Origin of the sequence: Roseivirga spongicola (assembly GCF_034376045.1) — a bacterium.
Taxonomy (GTDB): domain Bacteria; phylum Bacteroidota; class Bacteroidia; order Cytophagales; family Cyclobacteriaceae; genus Roseivirga; species Roseivirga spongicola.
In genome coordinates this window covers 3,160,081-3,180,915 of sequence record NZ_CP139724.1, presented here as the reverse complement: position 1 = coordinate 3,180,915, position 20,835 = coordinate 3,160,081, and the positions used below count along the sequence as shown (strand labels likewise).

Below are 20,835 nucleotides of genomic sequence, written 5' to 3'. Positions count from 1 at the left end.
GATGATTCTAATAAAAGTTGACAGGCTAGTCGTCAGTATCGATGGTTGTTGAGGAGGGTGTTCCGCGAACACAGCTTAAAGATATCAAAAAACTAAGATTCTACACTTAGTCACCTCAAAAATGTAGTTGGCACCTACCTTTAAAACCAAGTACCATGTTACTATTCTCAGATAATTTTTCACTGCTGTAAAACACCACTAATTTGCGACCTGAGTATCTAGCACGATTGAGATAAACACCTCCCATAAAGGTGCTGCTGCTCACTGTTACCTCGAATTTATTTTCTTCTAATTGAGGGGTTAAATCTTCTGCCCGAATAAAGTGCTTTTGACCATCTAAGCTTATCTCGTTTACTCTTCCAAAAAATTGTGCAACCTCTAAAGTCTTCGGCTGCTTGTAGACTGTTTCGTTGTCTCCAATCTGAACAAGCCTACCCTCTTCAACATATGCTATGCGATCGGCTATGAGCAATGCATCTCTGGTATCATGACTAACCAGGATTAAAGACAAGCGCTCTTTCTTTACAATCTCGGTAAGCTCCAATAGCAAGTCCTCTTTAATAATAGGGTCTAAATTGCTAAAGGGCTCATCCATCAGTAATAACTTAGGATCATCGGCCAAAGCCCGGGCCAAAGAAAGCCTCTGCTGCTGACCACCAGAAAGCTCATGGGGCATTTTCTCTGCTAAAGTGCTCAACCCGCAAGTATCTAGGAGTTCTTCGCATCTTTCGGCCTGATATTCCTTATTGAAATGAAGTAGTTTATACTTTACATTTTCAGCAACTGTCATGTTTGGTTTTACCTGAAAGTCTTGAAAAACCATCTTTATCTTATCGTGACCCGCTATTAGCTGTTCCTCGGGATTCTTAAGCGGTTTTCCATCAAACTCTACCACCCCAGCATCTGGTTTCATCAATCCTGCTAGCATTCTCAGCAGAGTACTTTTACCAGAACCACTTTTACCAACTACAGCCAACACCTCGCACTCCTTTAAGGAGAATGAAATATCTACAACAGCACTTAAGCTTTCTCCTGAGTATTTTTTATGAAGGTTTTTGACTTTCAGCATAAACTGCAAAAATAAAAGGCTGCTTTCTTTTAATTGAAAACAGCCTTTTATAATCTTAAAGGATTACTTCTTGTATGTAATTCTATAGATACAATGGTTTACATCGTCTGACACTAAAATAGAACCATCAGGCATTTCCATAATATCTACTGGTTTGCCCCAGCCTTTATTATTTTCAGTGTCTAACCAACCATCTGCAAAAATTTCACTTTTCACTACTTTATCGTTTTCAATCTGCACAAAGCGAAGTTGATAGCCAATATGACCTGCATCAGGGGTTCTATCCCATGATCCATGCTGTGCAACAATTATATTATTCTTGTATTTAGCAGGAAACATATTGCCTTCGTAGAACCTCAATCCTAATGGAGCACTATGAGGCTCAAATTTGTAAGCTGGCTCAGTGAACTTATCTCGAGGATATTTCTTGCCAAATTCTTTGTCTGGAATATCTCCTTGATGCCAGTAAGGAAAGCCAAAGTGCATACCCGCCTTTGGAGCAAAGTTAAGTTCACAAGCCGGAATATCGTCACCCATAAGGTCTCTACCATTATCCGTAAACCACATATTATTGGTTTTTGGATTCCAAGTAAACCCAACTGAGTTTCTCACGCCCTTTGCGTAAATCTCCATATTAGAACCATCAGGATCCATTCGGGTGATTGTTGCGTAAACTGGGTTTTCCTCTTCCTTATCACATACGTTACATGGGGCACCAACTGGCACATAAAGCTTACCATCGGGCCCGAAAGCAATGAACTTCCATCCATGATGACCGTCAGTTGGATATTGGTCATAAATAACCTCTGACTTAGGATCACTTAGGTTCTCCATAATACTTGGGAAACGGTGAATTCTGTTGATTTCGGCTACATATAAATCGCCATTTCTGTAAGCAATTCCATTCGGTGAATTCCAACCAGTTAGAATTGTATCTACCTTATCTGCCACCATATCTCCATTAGTATCGGTAAGTGCATAGACATTCTTTCTACGTCTATTACTCACAAAAACAGTTTTTCCGTCTTCGGTTCTGGCCAATGATCTAGCGTCTATAACGTTGGTAGCGTAATAAGAAATTTCAAATCCTTCGGGAAGATTTATACGCTCCAAAAGGGCCTCATACTCATTATTCTGTTTGCTTTGGGCTTTGCTATCACAACTCCAAAAACTCACTAAACAAAGTATAAACAAGGAATAGAACAGTCTGATTAAGGTCGATCTTTTCATAATGTCAAATCTATCAAATGATATATCGTGTAATGATAACTATTTTATCAGAGGTGAATGTTTGTTTTCTTTTTAGTGAAGCTATTTTTGCGACATGATTGCCATCAACAACCTATCTTATTATATCGGTGACAGACCCTTATTCGACAGCGCCAACCTACATATAAAACCCAATGATAGAATTGGATTAATAGGCCTAAACGGAAGAGGTAAGTCTACCCTTTTAAGGTTGATCATTGGTGAATATCAGCCCACTTCTGGAGAAATCTCTAAGAGTAAAGAGTGCACCATTGGATTCTTAAATCAAGACTTACTCTCCTATCAATCAGACGATAGCATTCTTTCTATTGCTATGGAAGCTTTTGAAGAAGCCAACAAGCATCAACGTCAGATTGAAAAGATTCTTCATAAAATGGAAACAGACTATGATGATAGTTTGGTTGATAAACTCTCAAAAGCTCAAGAGCAGTTCGAAGCACTAGGCGGATACAGCATGCAGTCAGATGCCGAGGCCATATTAGAAGGTATCGGTTTTAGAACTGAAGACTTAAAAAGGCCTCTCAGAGAGTTTTCTGGAGGGTGGAGAATGAGGGTAATGCTGGCCAAACTTCTTTTACAGAAGCCTTCTCTTTTAATGCTCGATGAGCCAACCAACCACTTAGACCTTCCCTCTATTAAGTGGATTGAAAGCTACCTAAGAAGTTATGAGGGCGCCATTATAGTAGTTTCTCACGATAGGTACTTCTTAGACAACGTGGTAACTTCCATAGTAGAGGTTTCGGGCTTTAAACTCACTCAGTACAGCGGTAATTACTCGTTTTATCAGGAAGAAAAGGCCGAAAGAGAAGAAATTCAAAAGAACGCCTACGAAAACCAACAGGCTCAAATTCGCCAAACTGAGCGATTTATTGAACGATTCAGAGCTAAATCTACTAAGGCAAGACAGGTTCAGTCTAGGGTAAAGGCCCTTGAAAAAATGGACCTAATTGAAGACGTTGTTGATGAGAATATCACCATGAACTTTCAGTTCGGCTTCACTCAAAAGTCTGGTAGGTACATTGTAGAGCTAAACAACATCTCTAAGAGCTATGGAGATCTTCAAATCCTGAAGAATTCTTCTGCTCAAGTAGAACGCGGAGATAAGATTGCGCTAATCGGAGCCAACGGAAAAGGTAAATCTACCCTTTTAAGAATTATAGCTGGGTCAGAGAAAATTGAAGGAGATAGAAAAGAAGGTCATAACGTAAACACCGCATTTTATGCCCAGCACCAGCTTGAGGCATTAAATATTGAAAACGAAATACTTCAAGAATTACAGCAAGCTGGCTCAAGTAAGTCTGAAAGAGATTTGAGAGGTATTTTGGGTTGTTTCCTTTTTCAAAATGAAGAAGTTTTTAAGAAGATTAAGGTACTCTCTGGTGGCGAAAAATCTAGAGTGGCTCTAGCAAAAACGCTTCTTTCTGAGGCTAACTTCTTAATGATGGATGAACCGACAAACCACTTAGATTTTTTATCGGTAAACATCCTTATTCAGGCGCTTCAACAATACGAAGGCACCTTCGTAATTGTTTCTCACGACAGACATTTTGTTTCTCAAATAGCCAATAAAATCTGGTACATAGAAGATCAAGAAATCAAGGTTTATCCGGGAACTTACGATGAATACGAATATTGGCAAGCCAAAAGAGAAAAGCAATTAGCAGCACAGGCTCCACCAGAACCAGCTAAACCTAAAGCTAAAAGTGCAGGCAAAAAAGTTCGTAATAATCAGGAAGAGCAAGAGCTAAAGAAACTGAAACAGAGCTTAGCTGAAACAGAAAGTGCTATTGAGCAAATAGAAGGTGAAATTGCCAACATTGAAAAGGATATGGCTAAGCCAGAGGTGTTTGAAAACCCAGATACGCTGGCCGAAAAAACCGAAAAGCATACCCAGCTAAAGCAACAACTAGAAAGTAAGCAAGAAAACTGGGAAACCATTTATCTAGAAATAGAAGAGCTCGAGGCTAGCTAATTCTATTGAAGAAAATAGTTTACTCCTAGTCCAAAACCAACTACAGAAGATTGTCTTCTGTTGTCACCGCCACCAGTTGGAAGGAAGTATCGGTAATTTAAATCAGCAGCTAAACCAAACTGTTCATTGAGTCTATAATTTAGACCCAAGCCGGTAATTCCACTCACATTGAATTTTTTAATGAAATCAGAATCGTTCAGGTTGGCTTTTTTGACTGAAAGAAAGTTCAACTCGCCCTTAACCCGATAAGCGAAGAAATAGTCGAAACCTACACCACCCAAAACGGACACATCGAATTTACCGAACTGAGCCACTTTATAGCTCAACGTAGGCTGAACTGAAAGCCCTTGCAGTGTATTCACCAAATCATAAGTGCCAATGAAGTTTACATTGTCTGGATCGTAACCAAGCGGCAAGTATATTGGAAACGACTGACCCTTACTTACTGAGTAAGCATTAGAAGTGGTTTTAGTTCTGAGCTCACTATATCTAAGAGCGGTATTTAACGTCAACCTTTGACTTAATTCTAGCGAAAAACCAATTCCGGCACTCAATGAACCTAAAGTTTCTTCCTTTCGGTTTTCAATGCTAGACATAGCCTGAAAATTGGCATCCTCTGCCCTAGCTGCTAATGGAGAACCATTAGCGGGTTCGGAAATATTAAAGTTATTGTTCCCCAGCCTACCGTTAAGAGCATTTTCTCCCACAAACTCGGGTTGTTCTTCAGCAGTTTTAACCAAAGACGCCAGGGCAGATTCATCTACCCCCAACCTGTTCAGCCATTTGGCCTTGGTGGCAGCAAGACTAGCTCTGTAAGGCTTTGCCTCAAGTCTCTCCAAATCGATCAAAAGACCTTCTGAATCACTTTCACCTTCTGAACTCATTCCGACCGATTCATCAGTAGAGGAACCTTTCAAACTTATATTCTCAAGGGTTTCCTGAGCTTTTCCTTCACTAGATTTGGCAGCTAAAAGCGTTTTGATTTGATCACCAGGCTTCTCTCTTTTTAACTCTTCTTGCGTACCCTCTTTGGCTAAGAGTTTTTCATGAGCGCCATCTTCATTCTTAAGGGTATCTGTGGAGATTTGCTCTTCACTTTCAGTGAGTTGCTTAGTTCCCTCAAGAGCATCTGGTTGCTTCGTGAATAAGCCATTCTTATACAGCATACCTGCTGTAATGAACAAAATAAGTGCTGCAGCCACCCCATAAGTTTGCCACATAAAGAAGACCCCCTTCTTCTTTTTTTCCCCCAGGGCCTGCTCCACTCCTGCCCAAACTCTTTCCGATGGCTGAAACTCAACACCATCGAACATATCTTTCATTTCACTTTCAAAATTGTCCATCACATTGACGCATTTGATTTAACTACTGTACTGGCCTCTTCAATCATTGCTTTTAGCAGAGCTCGCGCTCTTGAATACTGCGACTTTGAGGTTCCTTCAGTGATTTCCATCATTTCGGCTATTTCTTTATGACCATAGCCTTCAATGGCAAAAAGGTTGAAAACTGTTCTACAACCCACCGGCAACTTCTGCATCATTGCCATAATTTCCGTAAAGTGTAAGTGCGATATCACCAGATCCTTTTCCACATAAAGAGGTGTTTTCTCAATATCTAGCATTGGCTGCTGATAAAGCTTTTTTCTGTTGTGGTTGATGGCGGTATTAACGACTATGCGCTTTAACCAAGTCAGAAACTGTGCTTCCTGACGAAATGACTCTAGACTATTGAATATTTTAATAAATGCATCTTGAAGAATATCCTCAGCATCGGCCTGAGACTTTGCGTAACGCATAGCCATAGGCATGAGCTTGGCAGCGTAGCGGTTGTAAAGTTCGCGCTGCGCCTTGCCATCTCCTTCAATGCATTTATGGATTAATTCTATATCTTGAATCATTGACCTTTAAGAAGATCCTGTCTTCTGGTTTTTTAGACACACTGGTATTATTATTGGTTGTAATGCCATAGAAATTTATCGAAAGTCTTTCCTACAAATGAATATAAAGCCTCTGTACTTAACTCTCATTCTTGCTTTGCTTACGCCATTTGCCACTTTGGCGCAAAAAGAATTAAAGTTTGATAACCGAGTTTACGAACCAACTATAAAAACTGTACAAATAAACAGTAATGGTAATTCAGTTGAAAGTGTAATAGCCCCTCCCGTTACTAGAGTTAACAGGCAACAACTCTGGCTTTCTTTTGACGACCTTAGAGAAAATGCAGACTACTATTATGTCTATTTCATTCACTGTAATGCCGACTGGACACCCTCTAGTATTAGGCCAAACGTATTCCTGAACACCTTTAATGAGTTTGAAATAACCGAATTCGAGTTCAGCTCAGAGGCCAAGCAAAAATATGTAAACTACCGCTTTGCCATTCCAGCCTTTAAGACTTCGGGCAATTATTTGGCGGTTGTGTACAGAGATAGAGATAAAGAAGACTTGATTCTATCTCAAAGGTTCTATGTTTTTGAAGATGCTGCAGCCGCTGGTGTTTCTATAAACCGGTCTGCCGATGCTGGTAAAAGGCTCAATAATCAGCGGGTGGAAGTAACGCTTAACTACGCCAACCTTAAAGCCATTGACCCTAAAACTCAGTTTAAGGTGGTGGTTAGGCAGAATCAGCGCGAAGATTTGACCACCTATAACCTACCTTCTACTTTCATTGATCAGAATAATAAAACTATTCGATACCAAAATCTGGGAGATGAAAATGAATTTCCGGGGACCAACGAATTTAGAAGCTTCGATTTGGGAACAGTAACCTTCACGGGGAGAAATGTGCAGTCTGTAAAGGTTGTTGAGAATAGGGTTTTCGCTGAACTCAGACCAGATATGCCACTTGGCGATGGATACCTTCAAGGATTAGATATTAATGGGCAATTTTACATTCGAGATTTAGAAGGACGATCAGGACAATCTACGGCAGAATATGTGAACACCAAACTGAGTTTAAAACTTCCTCAAAAACAGGATAATGTCTACGTTTTGGGTGCATTTAATAACTGGCAGAAGAATGAGACCTCGCTGATGCACTACAATAGCGAACTCGAACAATATGAATTGGAAGTTCTTTTAAAGCAAGGTTGGTATAATTATACCTATGTGACCGATGGACAAGACCCTTTCTCTATTGATGGTAGCTTCTTTGACACTGAGAATTTATACGAAGTATTTGTGTACTACAGACCCATGGGTGGCAGAGGAGATTTATTAGTGGCATATTCAGCCACAGCCTACAACTCTAGGCGGTAACAGACTCTCTCTGAAATTGGTACTTTTCAGTTCTATCTACTGGATTAGCATTGGCGATATCTAACATGCCGAAGCCCTTGTAAGTGTAATTGCCAAAGCCACAATGAAATAAAAACTCCTGAACCTCTTTATCAGCATACAACTTAAAAGGCAAAGTATAACCTCTTACTTCATACTTCACGTCATTATCGAAAAGCGAATAAATTCTGGCGAATTTCTTATCTCTCTCCTGCATACGCTTTAAGTATTCGGCATCTGGCACTACCTGAAACTTCTTAAACCGATCAAAATCTTCTGTGGTGTAATTACCCAATCTCTCAAGTCTTTGAATCGTAGATTCGTACAATAAATCGGAAAATTCATCAGATTCAGGAAGGATAAACCTTTTAGAAGACTCATCATTGAATTCAGCCTTAAAAGGCACTATCGGTGAAATACAGATGAATTTAGTTTCTTCCGTAAGGTCTATAGGTTTTTCGATTTCAGTGAAAGATGGACTCACTTTTAGGTTACCGAACTCAATAGTTTCGAACTCGAAAATTTGAGCAAGCAGATAATCTACAAAGTCTTTATCTGGTGATGATATAACCAGGGTAACCAAATTTGAATAATAATGGAGACCATTTCTGGAAATCTTGGTTTGTCCCTTCAGACCAGAAAAGTTAAAACATTCGAAATTGATGTATTTTTTCTCCGCACCCTTCACCAAAACACCTTTCAAAAATTGAGCTAGAATGTGTTGGTGATGAAATGGCAGGTAAGCCCCTCTATTATGCAGCTTAAAAATTACCCTGATTCTCACTATACTCTACTTTAATTTACAACCTCCAAGACTTGCCCACCATTGCGAGCAATATGAACCTAAACTCTGTGGTGAAAAAGATTGTTCAGCCTAATTGTAAAAAATAAAGATTTATAGCAAAATAGGAATTAAACATTGAAACGGAAGTGCATTATATCGCCATCCTTTACAATATAGTCCTTTCCTTCAACAGACATCTTACCAGCTTCCTTAATTGCAGCCTCAGTTTTATACTGTTGATAGTCGTCTAATTTGATTACTTCCGCACGAATAAAGCCCTTTTCAAAATCGGTATGAATAACTCCAGCGGCTTGAGGAGCTTTCCATCCTTTGGTAATAGTCCAAGCACGCACCTCTTTTTCACCTGCAGTGAAATAGGTAATTAGGTTAAGCAAAGAGTAAGAAGCTTTAATAAGCTTATTTAAACCCGACTCCTTTAGGCCATATTCATCTAAGAACATAGCTTTCTCGTCTGGGTCATCTAACTCCGCAATTTGAGACTCTATTGAAGCGGAAATAACAACAACTTCTGCTCCTTCATTGGCTACGGACTCTTTTAACGCATCAACATGCTCATTACCTGTGTGAATTGAAGACTCTTCTACATTGGCCACATAAATTACAGGCTTAATAGTAAGTAGAGATAAGTCTCTTACTGCCTCCAACTCATCTTCATTGGCTTCGATAGAACGAGCATTTTTGCCAGTTTCCATTTCGTTCTTGAATTTTTCTAAAGCGGCTAATTCTTTTTTGGCTTTGGCGTCTCCAGATTTAGCTATTTTCTGTAGCCTTAGAATCTTCTTCTCAATAGACTCAATATCCTTGAGCTGAAGCTCTGTATCAATTACATCTTTATCGAAAACAGGGTCTACATTACCTGCAACGTGCACTACATTATCGTCTTTAAAACAACGGATAACGTGAATAATGGCGTCTACCTCCCTAATGTTAGCCAAGAACTTGTTACCAAGTCCTTCTCCCTTGCTGGCACCTTTTACTAAACCAGCAATATCTACAAATTCAATTACTGTTGGTAACACCTTTTGCGGGTTTACCAATCCTTTTAAAATATCTAAACGCTCATCTGGAACGGTAACCACCCCAACATTGGGTTCAATGGTACAGAAAGGAAAGTTTGCTGCTTCGGCCTTAGCGCTAGAAAGTGCATTAAAGAGTGTTGATTTTCCCACATTTGGCAGACCAACAATACCACATTGTAAACCCATAATTGATAATTGAATTTGCTTTTATTAAAACAGGGCGCAAAGATAAAAATAATTGATTTTTGAGCTCACTCTTAGACAACAAAAAAGGGGCTAAGCCCCTTAATATCTTTATCTTTTTATCTCTTAATCCCAGCTAAGCTCGCTATCGTGATTGGAGTCATTATTAAGACTATACTCTTCTTCTTTTTCGAATTGTGTAAAGTCTACATCGGGTAGCAATTCGTCTTTTACGTGTCCTACTGCTTCATTGAGTGCGTCTACAAATTTGTGAAAATCTTCTTTGTAGAGAAATATCTTATGCTTTTCATAGCTAAAACCGTCATCCTTGAACTTTCTTTTGCTCTCTGTGATGGTCAAATAATAGTCGTTGGATCTGGTGGCCTTAATGTCAAAAAAATACGTCCTTTTTCCTGCCCTCACCCGCTTCGAAAAAATCTCATTCCTGTCCTTGTCTTCCACTACTCAAAGTATTTAATCTAATTAGTCTTAGTTGGTTTTCGTATAAAAAGCAGTCTAATATAAACCAATTAAAATTACTATTGCAAACACCGCAAAAATAAAAAACACAACCCATAAGTTTATTTTAAGTAGTTTGAAGGGTGATTTTGGGTCTAAGAAGTTGATAAGATACGTAAAGCAACAGTTATGCAGTTTACATTAGATGATATTAAAGGGCTGGGCAACATAGAGTTGCTGGCTAAACAAATGGTAGAAGGGTTTATTACTGGCTTGCATAAATCTCCATATCATGGTTTTTCAGTTGAGTTTGCCGAACACCGACTCTATAATAATGGAGAGAGCACCAGACATATAGATTGGAAACTTTATGCTAAAACCGATAGACTCTATACTAAACAATACGAGGAAGAAACCAACCTGCGTTGCCAGCTCATTATAGACCAGTCTTCTTCTATGTATTACCCAAAGGAGAACTTGGGCAAAATGAGATTTAGTGTAATGGCTGGCGCTGCCCTCACCTATCTTTTCCATAAACAAAGAGATGCTGTTGGCCTTCACACCTTTAGCGACAAGCTAGAAATTGAGACCCCCGTAAAATCTTCTGCGTCACATATTCACAAGCTTTTTCTTCAGTTCAATGAAATGCTGGAGAAACCAAAGACAGAAAAGCGAACTAATGTTGCATCCATTCTGAATCAACTTGCTCAGAAAATTCATAGAAGGTCTTTAGTAATCATTTTCTCCGATATGTTCGACAATGAAGCTAATGAAGAAGAGTTAATGTCTGCACTGCAGCACTTAAAGCACAAAAAACATGAAGTGCTACTATTTCATGTAACTGATCATCATACGGAGTTAGATTTTGACTTTGAAGATAGACCTCATGAATTTATTGATTCAGAAACTCAAGAGAGGGTTAGGTTGAACCCTGCCACTATAAAGAAAGCTTTTAGAGAGCAAATGGACTCATATTATAAAGACCTTTACCTAAAATGTGCCAAGCTAAAGATTGATTTGATAGAAGCCGATATCAACCAAGGTTTCGATCAAATTCTTAAAGCCTATTTGATAAAGAGACAAAAGATGACTTAATTTAAAAATATCAAAATCTAATCAATGAAAAACACAATACACATCATTTCCTTAGCCCTTCTTGTATTTCTATCTAGTTGCGACTTTGATTCTAAAAAATCTTATGATTCCAAAACACTAGAAGAAAAAAACAACGCCAAACTTGAGTTAGAAATCGAAAGGAAAGGTTACTTCAGCAATAATGTTTCTGGATCATCGGAGGGTGAGTTTATGTTTCAAAGAATGGGCAGCCTTCAAGAAGTGATTAAATCTTTCACACCAAATAACAGTTTATTGGTAAAGGGTGATTTTCAAGACTTCACCTATAACCTCAAAGTCACTGATTTTCCAGCAAAGGACATATCTCTTCTAAGAGATGAAATACTAAGCTTTATGGCTGAAGAAATTGGATTTGAATGGAAAGCAGAAGATGGCACAAGAGAATTCTACAGCGTAGAAATATCAAATAAAGAATTGCTTGCGCAGGCAAGAGACTATCAAGCGGGCATAAAACAACAATCTAAGATCACAAAAAATCAAATCAGCTTTGTTGGTACACTAACAGACCTAATCACATTATTAAATAAGGAGGTCGAGACTCCTATTGAAGGGCAATTACCTGAACTTGGATTTAACCTTAAAATTGAACTTAAGAGAGGCAGCACCGAAGAATTGTTTAAAGAATTAAGGAACTCTTATGGCATTATTTTCAATAAAGAATTTGAAAGTAGTGACCAGATTATTATCACAAAATTGTAGAATAAAAAAAAGGCCTCTCACGAGGCCTTTTTTTTATCAATATTATTGGTTCCAACGCTGTTAAACGTGAAGCCATTCTTTCTTCGCTTCTAATTCTTCTTCAGTTTCTCTGTAGTCAGGATCATCAACACAACAATCTACAGGGCAAACTGCCGCACACTGAGGCTCTTCATGGAAACCAGTACACTCCGTACATTTTCCTGAGACGATATAATAGAACTCATCAGAAACCGGTTCTTGAGGCTCATTGCCATCAATTACAGTTCCATCTTCCATTTCTACTTCTTTCAGATCAGTTCCACCTGCCCACGTCCATTCCATTCCACCTTCGTAAATAGCTGTATTCGGACATTCAGGTTCACATGCACCGCAATTAATGCATTCGTCTGTAATCATTATCGCCATAGCGCTTCTTGTTTTATTGGTGTTCTTAGTGCAACAATTTTCAGTCGCCTAAGTTTCAGAATTCTTCAGTATTTGGCGCAAAAGTAATGAGTTATTGTTCTTGCGCGCAATCTTAAAGTGTATTTTTGCCACAGAATTACAACAATGGAATTAGAAGCGAGACTAAAAGGAATAAGCCAACTGGGCTTTTGGTTTAATGAACAAAAGGGTGAATCGTTAGATGCCTTGTGCCAAATAGCAGCCAATCAGAACAACTGGTTTACCAAAGAAAGCATAGAAAAGTGTTTTAATGCTTGGGCAGAAGCCCTTCAAAAAGACAAACTGCAAGACTGGGTAAAACCTTACTCCTTTAAAGCTTCTGGCAAGATCATCGGACTTGTACTTGCTGGAAATATTCCATTGGTTGGTCTCCACGATGTATTGTCAGTAATTATAAGTGGAAATGTAGCCTGTGTAAAATACTCTTCGCAAGACTCTATTTTAATGAAAGCGGTTCTAAACGCGCTAATCAATATTGATGCAGGCTTTAAAGAGCTTATTCAAGAGGTTGAACGACTCAACGATGTAGATGCCGTTATTGCTACTGGTTCTGACAATTCCGCAAGATACTTCAAACATTACTTCGCAGGGAAACCACATATCATCAGACAAAACAGAGTTTCAGTGGGCATTGTTAATGGAGGCGAAAGCACCGAAGACTTTGAAGCACTAGGCGAAGATATATTTACTTATTTCGGTCTTGGTTGCAGAAACGTATCTAAAGTTTATGTGCCGAAGGATTTTGAACTACCAACACTCATAAGTGCAATGGACAAATTCTCTTCTGCACTCGATCATCACAAATACCGCAACAACTACGACTACAATAAATCAATCTACCTAGTCAACAAAGAACCACACCTAGACTCTGGCTTCTTTATGATGCGTGAGAGTAAAGACTTGGTCTCTCCTATTTCGGTGCTTTATTATGAAACCTACGAAAGTGAGGCTGAACTTTCATTGAAGCTATCCGCCCAACGGGACAAAATTCAATGTGTAGTTTCAAAAGACGGCTGGTACGAAGGCAGCCTACCGTTCGGAACCGCTCAATGCCCCGAGCTATGGGATTATGCAGATGGTGTGAATACGCTGGAGTTTTTGGCCTCCTTATAAATTCAAAAACCATTTCAATGATTTTATAAAAAGTAAAATAACAAACTAGCCCAAGGTTTAAACCGTGGGCTAGTTATTTGAATCCATAAGAATTCGCATCTTTAAGCATGACCAAAAGATTCAGGCAACTTTTCTACCACCTCTTCCCCTCTCCTTTTGCCATAGCCATTATAATTTCTGTGATGGTGTTTTTTCTGGCACTAATTTTCACTCAAAGGCCTGAAAACGCTGTTTCCGCTTATCCGATAAAAATTTTGGAGTATTGGCAAACTGGCTTTTGGGAGCTTTTAGCATTCACCATGCAAATGGCTCTTATTCTTATACTTGGCCATACCTTAGCGCTTACTCCAATATTCAATAAGCTCATTGGTCAGCTAACCAAGTTTTGTAACACAACTGCTCAGGCTGCATTGATTGTCAGCTTATTTACAATTCTACTCAGTTTCTTCAACTGGGGCCTGTGCCTAGTATTCGGAGCAATATTTGCCAGAAAAGTAGCCGAAAGATCACAACAACTAGGTAAACCACTGAACTACCCTCTGATAGGTGCGGCTGGTTATGCTGGCATGATGTGTTGGCATGGTGGTTTTTCGGCATCTGCGCCACTAACTGTTTCAGGTAAAGATCATTTTCTTATCAATCAAATTGGAAGAATAGGTATTGATGAAACAATACTCTCCAACATGAATCTTGTTACTTGGTTTTGTCTGGTTATTCTTATTCCACTGTCTTTATACTTGCTCGGCAAAATGGTTAAAGACAAACCTTTCAATCTAAAAGCAGATGATTCGGTGGTAGAATCCGACTCTGTAGTTGGTGCCGAGAAATTTGACCATTACAAACTACCCGCCATTGGTCTGGGAGTTATCATTTGTTTTATAGCTATTCGACAAGCCTTCAATACTCCAAGTGATGCTGGCCTAGGTTTCATTGATCTCAATTATGTAAACTTCTTACTCTTTGGTCTAGGACTTACTTTCCATGGAACATTCGCCAAATTTCTGAAAGCCGTTCAAACTGCTGTTGGCGGATCTACAGGCATAATCATTCAATTCCCACTGTATGCAGGAATAATGGGCATTATGAAATACTCTGGCTTAGGTGCCGAAATCTCCTATGCTTTTGTAGCTATTTCCAACCAAACTACTCTACCCATCTTCACTTTCTTGAGTGCTGGTTTGGTAAACATCTTTGTGCCGAGCGGTGGCGGTCAGTGGGTAGTTCAAGGACCTATTGTAACAGAAGCAGCACAAACACTTGGAGTCTCCATCCCAAAAACGGTAATGGCGCTTAGTTATGGAGACCAGCTCACTAACATGCTTCAGCCATTCTGGGCCCTCCCACTCTTAGGAATTACACAGCTTAAAGCCAAAGACATACTGCCTTATAGTGGTTTTATTTTGCTTATTGGCTCTGTTATCTTCATCACCAACTTGCTGATTTTTTAAAAATCAAAAGCTTCTGAATTGCTGATTATTACTACAAGAATTTAGAAAGGTTCTAGCCTCCAATTTTACCGATTTTTGATAAATTGCGCCCCCTTAAAAAGGAGACTTTGAGCACGTTAAAAGCACATTGAAGCTACTTTTTAAATAATGCTCTCTTTTAGCCTTATAGCTAAAAAAGAGAGATTGAGATAAGAAATCTAAATACAAGATTTAAACCATTGCCTAAATGACAACCTATCAGGATTACATCAAGGAGATTGAAGAAAGAAAACAAGCTGGGTTACACCCAAAACCTATTGATGAAAGTGAGTTATTGAGTGAAATCATCACCCAAATAAAAGATACAAATAACGAACATAGAGCAGATTCACTGCAGTTCTTCATATACAATACCCTACCAGGCACCACCCCTGCCGCTAAGGTAAAATCAGACTTCTTAAAGGAGATCATTTTAGGCGAATCGGAAGTTGCTGAAATTACACCAGATTTCGCTTTCGAATTGCTTTCTCATATGAAGGGTGGACCTTCGGTAAAAGTACTATTAGACTTAGCTTTAGGTAACGACCAAACCATTGCAGAAAAGGCTGCTAAAGTGCTTAAAACTCAGGTATTCCTTTACGAAGCCGATACCGAAAGACTAGAACAAGCCTATAAAAACGGTAATACTATTGCCAAAGGCATTCTTGAAAGCTACTCTCAGGCAGAGTTTTTCACTCAATTACCAGATGTTCCTGAAAAAATTGAGATCGTAACTTTCATTGCAGGAACTGGAGATATCTCTACCGACCTGCTTTCTCCTGGTGCCGATGCGCACTCTAGATCTGACAGAGAGCTACACGGTCAATGTATTTTCGAGCACAACAAAGAAATGCAAGAAGAGCTGAAAGCCCTTAAGGCTGAGCACCCTGATAAAAGAGTAATGTTAGTGGCCGAAAAAGGTACCATGGGTGTTGGTTCTTCTAGAATGTCAGGCGTAAACAACGTAGCCCTTTGGACTGGTATTCAGGCAAGCCCGTATGTACCATTCATTAACATCGCACCGATCATTGGTGGAACAAATGGCGTAGCTCCTATCTTCTTGACAACTGTTGGCGTAACAGGTGGAATTGGTATAGACCTTAAAAACTGGGTAAAGAAGAAAGATGCTGATGGCAATACGGTAGTAGACGCTGATGGCGAACCAGTGTTGGAACAGACTTATTCTGTAGAAACTGGTACGGTTCTGACCATCGACACAAAAACCAAGAAACTCTATAAGGGTGATGAAGAGCTAATGGATATCTCTTCTGCTCTAACTCCTCAAAAGATGGAGTTTATTAAAGCAGGCGGTTCTTATGCCGTTGTATTTGGTAAAAAACTCCAGTCTTTCGCTGCTAAGACTTTGAATGTTGAAGCACCTGTAGTTTACGCTCCATCAAAAGAAATTTCTCACGAAGGCCAAGGACTTACAGCCGTTGAAAAAATCTTCAACAAAAACGCTGTAGGCAACACGCCAGGTAAAGTACTTCATGCAGGTTCGAACACTAGAGTTGAAGTAAACATTGTAGGCTCTCAGGATACTACGGGGCTAATGACCTCTCAAGAGCTTGAATCTATGGCTGCCACTGTCATCTCTCCTATTGTAGATGGGGCTTATCAGTCGGGCTGTCATACTGCTTCAGTTTGGGACAAGAAGGCTCAAGCGAACATCCCTAAACTGATGAAGTTTATGAATGAGTTTGGCCTAATCACCGCACGTGACCCTAAAGGCAAGTACCATTCAATGACCGATGTAATTCACAAAGTACTGAATGACATCACTATAGATGATTGGGCAATTATTATTGGAGGTGACTCTCACACTAGAATGTCTAAAGGTGTGGCTTTCGGTGCCGACTCAGGTACTGTAGCCCTAGCTTTGGCAACTGGTGAAGCTTCTATGCCTATTCCTGAGTCTGTAAAAGTGACCTTCAAAGGGAGCATGAAAAGCTTCATGGACTTCCGTGATGTAGTACATGCTACGCAGCAACAAATGCTGAAGCAATTTGGCGGAGAAAACGTATTCCAAGGTAGAGTTATTGAGGTGCACATTGGTACGCTTACAGCAGACCAAGCCTTCACCTTCACCGACTGGACTGCAGAGATGAAGGCAAAAGCTTCTATCTGTATTTCAGAAGATGAAACCTTAATCGAATCGCTAGAGATTGCTAAATCCCGTATGGAAATCATGATCCAAAAGGGTATGGACAATGAGAAGCAAGTGCTTCAAGGCTTGATCGACAAAGCAAACAAGAGAATTGCAGAAATCAGATCGGGTGAAAAACCTGCTTTGAGGCCTGACAGCAATGCAAAATACTATGCTGAAGTAGTGGTTGATCTGGATGAGATTGGCGAGCCAATGATTGCCGACCCAGATGTAAACAATGACGATGTTTCTAAGCGCTATACGCACGACACCATCAGACCATTGTCTTACTACGGAGGTCAGAAGAAGATAGACCTTGGTTTTGTGGGTTCTTGTATGGTTCACAAGGGTGACATGAAAATTTTGGCTCAAATGCTTAAAAACATAGAAAGTCAAACAGGAAACGTAACCTTCCAAGCTCCTTTAGTAGTGGCCCCTCCTACTTACAACATTGTAGATGAGCTGAAAGCAGAAGGCGATTGGGAAGTGCTTCAAAAATACTCTGGTTTTGAGTTTGACGACAACAACCCTAAGGCTGCCGCTAGAACTAGCTATGAAAACATGCTTTATCTAGAGCGTCCTGGTTGTAACCTATGTATGGGTAACCAAGAAAAAGCAGCTCCTGGCGATACTGTTATGGCTACATCTACCAGACTATTCCAAGGTAGAGTGGTGAAAGATTCTGAAGAGAAGAAAGGTGAATCTTTATTATCTTCAACACCAGTTGTAGTGCTCTCTACTATTTTAGGTAGAACACCTACAATTGAAGAATATGAAAAAGCTGTTGAAGGAATTGAATTAACCAAATTCAAACCTTCATCTAAGCTTTTAACAGCTAGCTAATAGGTTCGAGCAAAGGCTATTATATTTAAAAAGCGTACGTTTCGAACACTTTTTAGTGCGAGTTTGTTAGTTGTCTGTATGGGCGATACATTTTTTTGCCCATGCAGACAAAAAAAGCTAATTTTTGAGTCGTTCGTTTTTTAAACCAAAAACCAAAAAAATAGTCCATGGCCTTTGACATTGATATGATTAAGGCTGTTTACGAGAAAATGCCTTCTCGAATTGAAGCAGCTAGAAATACTGTAAAAAAACCACTTACCCTTTCTGAAAAAATCCTGTACTCCCACCTTTGGGACGGAGATGCCACAACCTCTTACGAACGAGGTAAGTCGTATGTAGATTTCGCTCCAGATAGAGTAGCCATGCAGGATGCTACAGCGCAAATGGCACTTTTGCAGTTTATGCAAGCAGGAAAGCCAACCGCGGCTGTTCCTTCTACTGTACACTGTGATCACCTGATTTTAGCTAAGCAAGGTGCCGAACAAGACCTAAGACATTCATTAACTGCCTCTGGTGAAGTATTCAATTTTCTGGAGTCGGTTTCTAACAAATACGGAATCGGATTCTGGAAACCTGGGGCTGGTATTATTCACCAAGTAGTGCTCGAAAACTATGCATTCCCAGGTGGAATGATGATTGGTACCGATTCGCATACCGTAAATGCTGGTGGACTAGGAATGGTTGCCATTGGTGTTGGTGGTGCTGATGCGGTTGACGTAATGGCTGGAATGCCATGGGAGCTTAAATTCCCAAAACTCATTGGTGTAAAGTTGACCGGGAAAATGAACGGTTGGACTGCTCCGAAAGACGTTATTCTTAAAGTTGCCGGAATCCTAACTGTTAAAGGTGGAACTGGCTGTATTGTAGAATACTTTGGCGAAGGAGCCAAAAGCATGTCGGCTACAGGTAAAGGTACTATCTGTAACATGGGTGCCGAAATTGGTGCTACTACTTCAACTTTCGGTTATGACGATTCAATGGAGCGCTACCTTCGCGCTACAGACAGAGCTGATGTGGCCGATTTGGCGAACACTGTAAGAGAACACCTTACTGGTGATGATGAGGTTTATGCCAATCCTGAGGAATATTTCGATCAGGTTATTGAAATTGACCTCAGTACATTAGAACCTCATGTAAACGGCCCTTTCACCCCAGATAGAGCTACTCCTGTTTCTCAGATGAGAGAAGAAGCCGAGAAAAACGGCTGGCCTACTAAAGTTGAATGGGGGCTGATTGGTTCTTGTACCAACTCTTCTTATGAAGACTTGTCGAGAGCTTCTTCTATTGCCAAACAAGCGGTAGAAAAAGGATTAAAAACTAAAGCTGACTTTGGTATCAATCCAGGTTCTGAGCAAGTTAGATATACCGCAGAAAGAGACGGAATGCTTCAAATCTTTGAAGATTTGGATGCAACTATCTTCACCAATGCTTGCGGACCATGTATCGGCCAGTGGGAAAGAACAGGTGACAATAATAGAGTAAACACCATTGTACACTCTTTCAACAGAAACTTCTCTAAAAGAGCTGATGGTAACCCAAATACGCATGCATTTGTAACCTCTCCAGAAATGGTAGCAGCTATTGCCATATCTGGCGATTTGGGCTTCAACCCTATCACAGACACCCTAACCAACGAGAAAGGTGAGCAAGTGAAACTTGACCCACCAGTAGGTGATGAACTTCCTTCTAAAGGTTTTGCGGTTGAAGAAAACGGCTATCAAGCCCCTGCTTCTGATGGAAGTAATGTAGAAGTAATTGTAAAGCCAGACTCTAAGCGCTTACAATTATTGACTCCTTTCGAACCTTGGGATGGGAAGAATATCACTGGCGCCAAACTTTTGATCAAAGCTTTTGGAAAGTGTACAACTGACCACATTTCTATGGCAGGTCCATGGTTAAGATTCAGAGGTCACTTAGACAATATTTCGGACAACTGTTTGATCGGTGCAGTCAATGCATACAATCAGTCAACCAACAAGGTGAAAAACCAGTTGACAGGCGAATACGGTCCAGTACCTGCAACAGCCCGTCAATATAAAGCTGAAGGGATTCCTTCAATCGTTGTGGGAGACCATAACTATGGAGAAGGTTCTTCTAGAGAGCATGCTGCCATGGAGCCTAGACACTTAGGTGTTAAAGCAGTTTTAGTGAAGTCTTTCGCGAGAATTCACGAAACCAACTTGAAGAAGCAAGGTATGCTCGGCCTTACTTTTGCCGATGAAGCTGATTATGACAAAGTTCAGGAAGACGATACAATCAACTTCCTTGATTTAGATCAGTTTGCAGAAGATAAGCCTCTGACTTTGGAGTTTGTTCATGCCGATGGCTCTAAAGACATCATCAAAGCAAACCACACCTACAATGAAGCACAAATTGGTTGGTTCAGAGCTGGTTCTGCCTTGAACTTAATTAAGGAGCAGAATAAGTCATAGAGTAGATTTTAGACGTTGGATATTAGAAAGCCTGGTTCAATGAATCGGGCTTTTTTCATTAATATAGCTTTGACGAAAACAAAGCATATGCAAGACAACCACATTAATTACATAGAGCTAAAAGCCAAAGACCTTGAAGCTATTAAAAAATTCTATTCATCAACCTTTGGTTGGAAATTCACAGATTATGGACAGGACTATGTTGCATTCAATGAAAGTGGACTAGAGGGCGGTTTTGAAAAATCTGAAGAACCTATCGTAAACGGAGCTTTGGTGGTTTTATATCACAGCAACCTTGAATACGTACTAGAAACCGTAAAGGCTAATGGTGGCACTATTGTTAAAGATATCTTCTCCTTTCCCGGAGGCAGACGTTTTCATTTCACCGACCCAGCAAGTAATGAGTTGGCTATTTGGTCAGAAGACTAGGGACGATCAAATGTCTTTAAAGCCATTGAAAACAATCACTTCTTCCACTTCAAAAACCGTATGCTCTTTGGAGATGCG

Annotated in this window: 17 protein-coding genes; 9 read left to right on the top strand and 8 right to left on the bottom strand. The window is 39.9% G+C overall.

Annotated features, from left to right (window positions below):
- Nucleotides 1-115: 115 nt before the first annotated feature.
- Nucleotides 116-1,069 (bottom strand): ABC transporter ATP-binding protein, encoded by a 954-nt coding sequence (locus tag T7867_RS14255; protein WP_068223041.1) that lies wholly within the window; start codon nucleotides 1,067-1,069, stop codon nucleotides 116-118.
- Between the two features lie 63 nt (nucleotides 1,070-1,132).
- Entirely contained in the window at nucleotides 1,133-2,299 is a 1,167-nt protein-coding gene (locus tag T7867_RS14250; protein WP_084375717.1) for a PQQ-dependent sugar dehydrogenase, read from the bottom strand.
- A 94-nt stretch (nucleotides 2,300-2,393) separates the two neighbouring features.
- Between T7867_RS14250 and T7867_RS14245 the strand changes: the two genes are divergently transcribed.
- A complete protein-coding gene (locus T7867_RS14245) occupies nucleotides 2,394-4,310 on the top strand; it encodes an ABC-F family ATP-binding cassette domain-containing protein (RefSeq protein WP_068223047.1) in 1,917 nt (638 codons plus the stop codon).
- Nucleotides 4,311-4,312: 2 nt separating this feature from the next.
- Here the strand turns inward: T7867_RS14245 and T7867_RS14240 are convergent, their stop codons facing one another.
- Complete coding sequence (locus T7867_RS14240; RefSeq protein ID WP_068223050.1) at nucleotides 4,313-5,653, bottom strand: hypothetical protein; 1,341 nt, start codon at nucleotides 5,651-5,653, stop codon at nucleotides 4,313-4,315.
- The gene (locus T7867_RS14235) at nucleotides 5,653-6,207 is read right to left on the bottom strand and encodes an RNA polymerase sigma factor (RefSeq protein WP_068223051.1); all 555 of its coding nucleotides are present in this window, start codon (nucleotides 6,205-6,207) and stop codon (nucleotides 5,653-5,655) included. Before T7867_RS14235 ends, T7867_RS14240 begins: the two co-directional genes overlap by 1 nt.
- A 97-nt stretch (nucleotides 6,208-6,304) precedes the next feature.
- Here T7867_RS14235 and T7867_RS14230 point away from each other — a divergent pair, with 97 nt between their 5' ends.
- Nucleotides 6,305-7,567, top strand: a complete 1,263-nt coding sequence (locus T7867_RS14230; RefSeq protein WP_068223053.1) for a type IX secretion system plug protein — start codon at nucleotides 6,305-6,307, stop codon at nucleotides 7,565-7,567.
- Here T7867_RS14230 and cas6 read toward each other — a convergent pair.
- The 3 genes from cas6 to T7867_RS14215 all read right to left on the bottom strand — a co-directional run bounded on the left by cas6 (nucleotide 7,557) and on the right by T7867_RS14215 (nucleotide 10,054).
- Nucleotides 7,557-8,369 (bottom strand): CRISPR-associated endoribonuclease Cas6, encoded by an 813-nt coding sequence (cas6, locus tag T7867_RS14225; RefSeq protein ID WP_068223056.1) that lies wholly within the window; start codon nucleotides 8,367-8,369, stop codon nucleotides 7,557-7,559. The two genes, T7867_RS14230 and cas6, sit on opposite strands and share 11 nt — an antisense overlap.
- Before the next feature lie 128 nt (nucleotides 8,370-8,497).
- The gene (ychF, locus tag T7867_RS14220) at nucleotides 8,498-9,595 is read right to left on the bottom strand and encodes a redox-regulated ATPase YchF (protein ID WP_068223059.1); all 1,098 of its coding nucleotides are present in this window, start codon (nucleotides 9,593-9,595) and stop codon (nucleotides 8,498-8,500) included.
- 123 nt (nucleotides 9,596-9,718) lie between these two features.
- Nucleotides 9,719-10,054 carry a DUF3276 family protein gene (locus T7867_RS14215; RefSeq protein WP_068223062.1) on the bottom strand — a complete coding sequence of 112 codons (336 nt, stop codon included), beginning with the start codon at nucleotides 10,052-10,054 and terminating at the stop codon, nucleotides 9,719-9,721.
- A 186-nt stretch (nucleotides 10,055-10,240) separates the two neighbouring features.
- Here T7867_RS14215 and T7867_RS14210 point away from each other — a divergent pair, with 186 nt between their 5' ends.
- Nucleotides 10,241-11,146, top strand: coding sequence for a DUF58 domain-containing protein (locus T7867_RS14210; protein ID WP_322299469.1), 906 nt, complete (start codon nucleotides 10,241-10,243; stop codon nucleotides 11,144-11,146).
- 24 nt (nucleotides 11,147-11,170) lie between these two features.
- Nucleotides 11,171-11,884, top strand: coding sequence for a hypothetical protein (locus tag T7867_RS14205; RefSeq protein ID WP_322299468.1), 714 nt, complete (start codon nucleotides 11,171-11,173; stop codon nucleotides 11,882-11,884).
- A 60-nt stretch (nucleotides 11,885-11,944) separates the two neighbouring features.
- Here T7867_RS14205 and T7867_RS14200 read toward each other — a convergent pair whose 3' ends face one another.
- Complete coding sequence (locus T7867_RS14200; RefSeq protein WP_068223068.1) at nucleotides 11,945-12,289, bottom strand: 4Fe-4S dicluster domain-containing protein; 345 nt, start codon at nucleotides 12,287-12,289, stop codon at nucleotides 11,945-11,947.
- 144 nt (nucleotides 12,290-12,433) lie between these two features.
- On the opposite strand from T7867_RS14200, the gene T7867_RS14195 reads away from it, so the two are divergent.
- The 5 genes from T7867_RS14195 (at nucleotide 12,434) to T7867_RS14175 (ending at nucleotide 20,757) form a co-directional block, all read left to right on the top strand.
- Complete coding sequence (locus T7867_RS14195; RefSeq protein ID WP_322299467.1) at nucleotides 12,434-13,441, top strand: acyl-CoA reductase; 1,008 nt, start codon at nucleotides 12,434-12,436, stop codon at nucleotides 13,439-13,441.
- A gap of 107 nt (nucleotides 13,442-13,548) precedes the next feature.
- Complete coding sequence (locus T7867_RS14190) at nucleotides 13,549-14,889, top strand: short-chain fatty acid transporter (protein ID WP_068223073.1); 1,341 nt, start codon at nucleotides 13,549-13,551, stop codon at nucleotides 14,887-14,889.
- 226 nt (nucleotides 14,890-15,115) lie between these two features.
- Nucleotides 15,116-17,896, top strand: a complete 2,781-nt coding sequence (locus tag T7867_RS14185; protein ID WP_068223075.1) for a bifunctional aconitate hydratase 2/2-methylisocitrate dehydratase — start codon at nucleotides 15,116-15,118, stop codon at nucleotides 17,894-17,896.
- 167 nt (nucleotides 17,897-18,063) lie between these two features.
- Entirely contained in the window at nucleotides 18,064-20,328 is a 2,265-nt protein-coding gene (locus T7867_RS14180; RefSeq protein ID WP_068223085.1) for an aconitate hydratase, read from the top strand.
- Between the two features lie 87 nt (nucleotides 20,329-20,415).
- On the top strand, nucleotides 20,416-20,757 hold the full coding sequence (locus tag T7867_RS14175; protein ID WP_273272855.1) for a VOC family protein: 342 nt from the start codon (nucleotides 20,416-20,418) through the stop codon (nucleotides 20,755-20,757).
- Nucleotides 20,758-20,835: the final 78 nt, after the last annotated feature.

Bases quoted from the DNA above. Each gene is read 5' to 3' on its own strand.
- T7867_RS14255 (WP_068223041.1), bottom strand. From the start codon at position 1,069: ATGCTGAAAGTCAAAAACCTTCATAAAAAATACTCAGGAGAAAGCTTA.
- T7867_RS14250 (WP_084375717.1), bottom strand. From the start codon at position 2,299: ATGAAAAGATCGACCTTAATCAGACTGTTCTATTCCTTGTTTATACTT.
- T7867_RS14245 (WP_068223047.1), top strand. From the start codon at position 2,394: ATGATTGCCATCAACAACCTATCTTATTATATCGGTGACAGACCCTTA.
- T7867_RS14240 (WP_068223050.1), bottom strand. From the start codon at position 5,653: ATGGACAATTTTGAAAGTGAAATGAAAGATATGTTCGATGGTGTTGAG.
- T7867_RS14235 (WP_068223051.1), bottom strand. From the start codon at position 6,207: ATGATTCAAGATATAGAATTAATCCATAAATGCATTGAAGGAGATGGC.
- T7867_RS14230 (WP_068223053.1), top strand. From the start codon at position 6,305: ATGAATATAAAGCCTCTGTACTTAACTCTCATTCTTGCTTTGCTTACG.
- ychF (WP_068223059.1), bottom strand. From the start codon at position 9,595: ATGGGTTTACAATGTGGTATTGTTGGTCTGCCAAATGTGGGAAAATCA.
- T7867_RS14210 (WP_322299469.1), top strand. From the start codon at position 10,241: ATGCAGTTTACATTAGATGATATTAAAGGGCTGGGCAACATAGAGTTG.
- T7867_RS14205 (WP_322299468.1), top strand. From the start codon at position 11,171: ATGAAAAACACAATACACATCATTTCCTTAGCCCTTCTTGTATTTCTA.
- T7867_RS14200 (WP_068223068.1), bottom strand. From the start codon at position 12,289: ATGGCGATAATGATTACAGACGAATGCATTAATTGCGGTGCATGTGAA.
- T7867_RS14195 (WP_322299467.1), top strand. From the start codon at position 12,434: ATGGAATTAGAAGCGAGACTAAAAGGAATAAGCCAACTGGGCTTTTGG.
- T7867_RS14190 (WP_068223073.1), top strand. From the start codon at position 13,549: ATGACCAAAAGATTCAGGCAACTTTTCTACCACCTCTTCCCCTCTCCT.
- T7867_RS14185 (WP_068223075.1), top strand. From the start codon at position 15,116: ATGACAACCTATCAGGATTACATCAAGGAGATTGAAGAAAGAAAACAA.
- T7867_RS14180 (WP_068223085.1), top strand. From the start codon at position 18,064: ATGGCCTTTGACATTGATATGATTAAGGCTGTTTACGAGAAAATGCCT.
- T7867_RS14175 (WP_273272855.1), top strand. From the start codon at position 20,416: ATGCAAGACAACCACATTAATTACATAGAGCTAAAAGCCAAAGACCTT.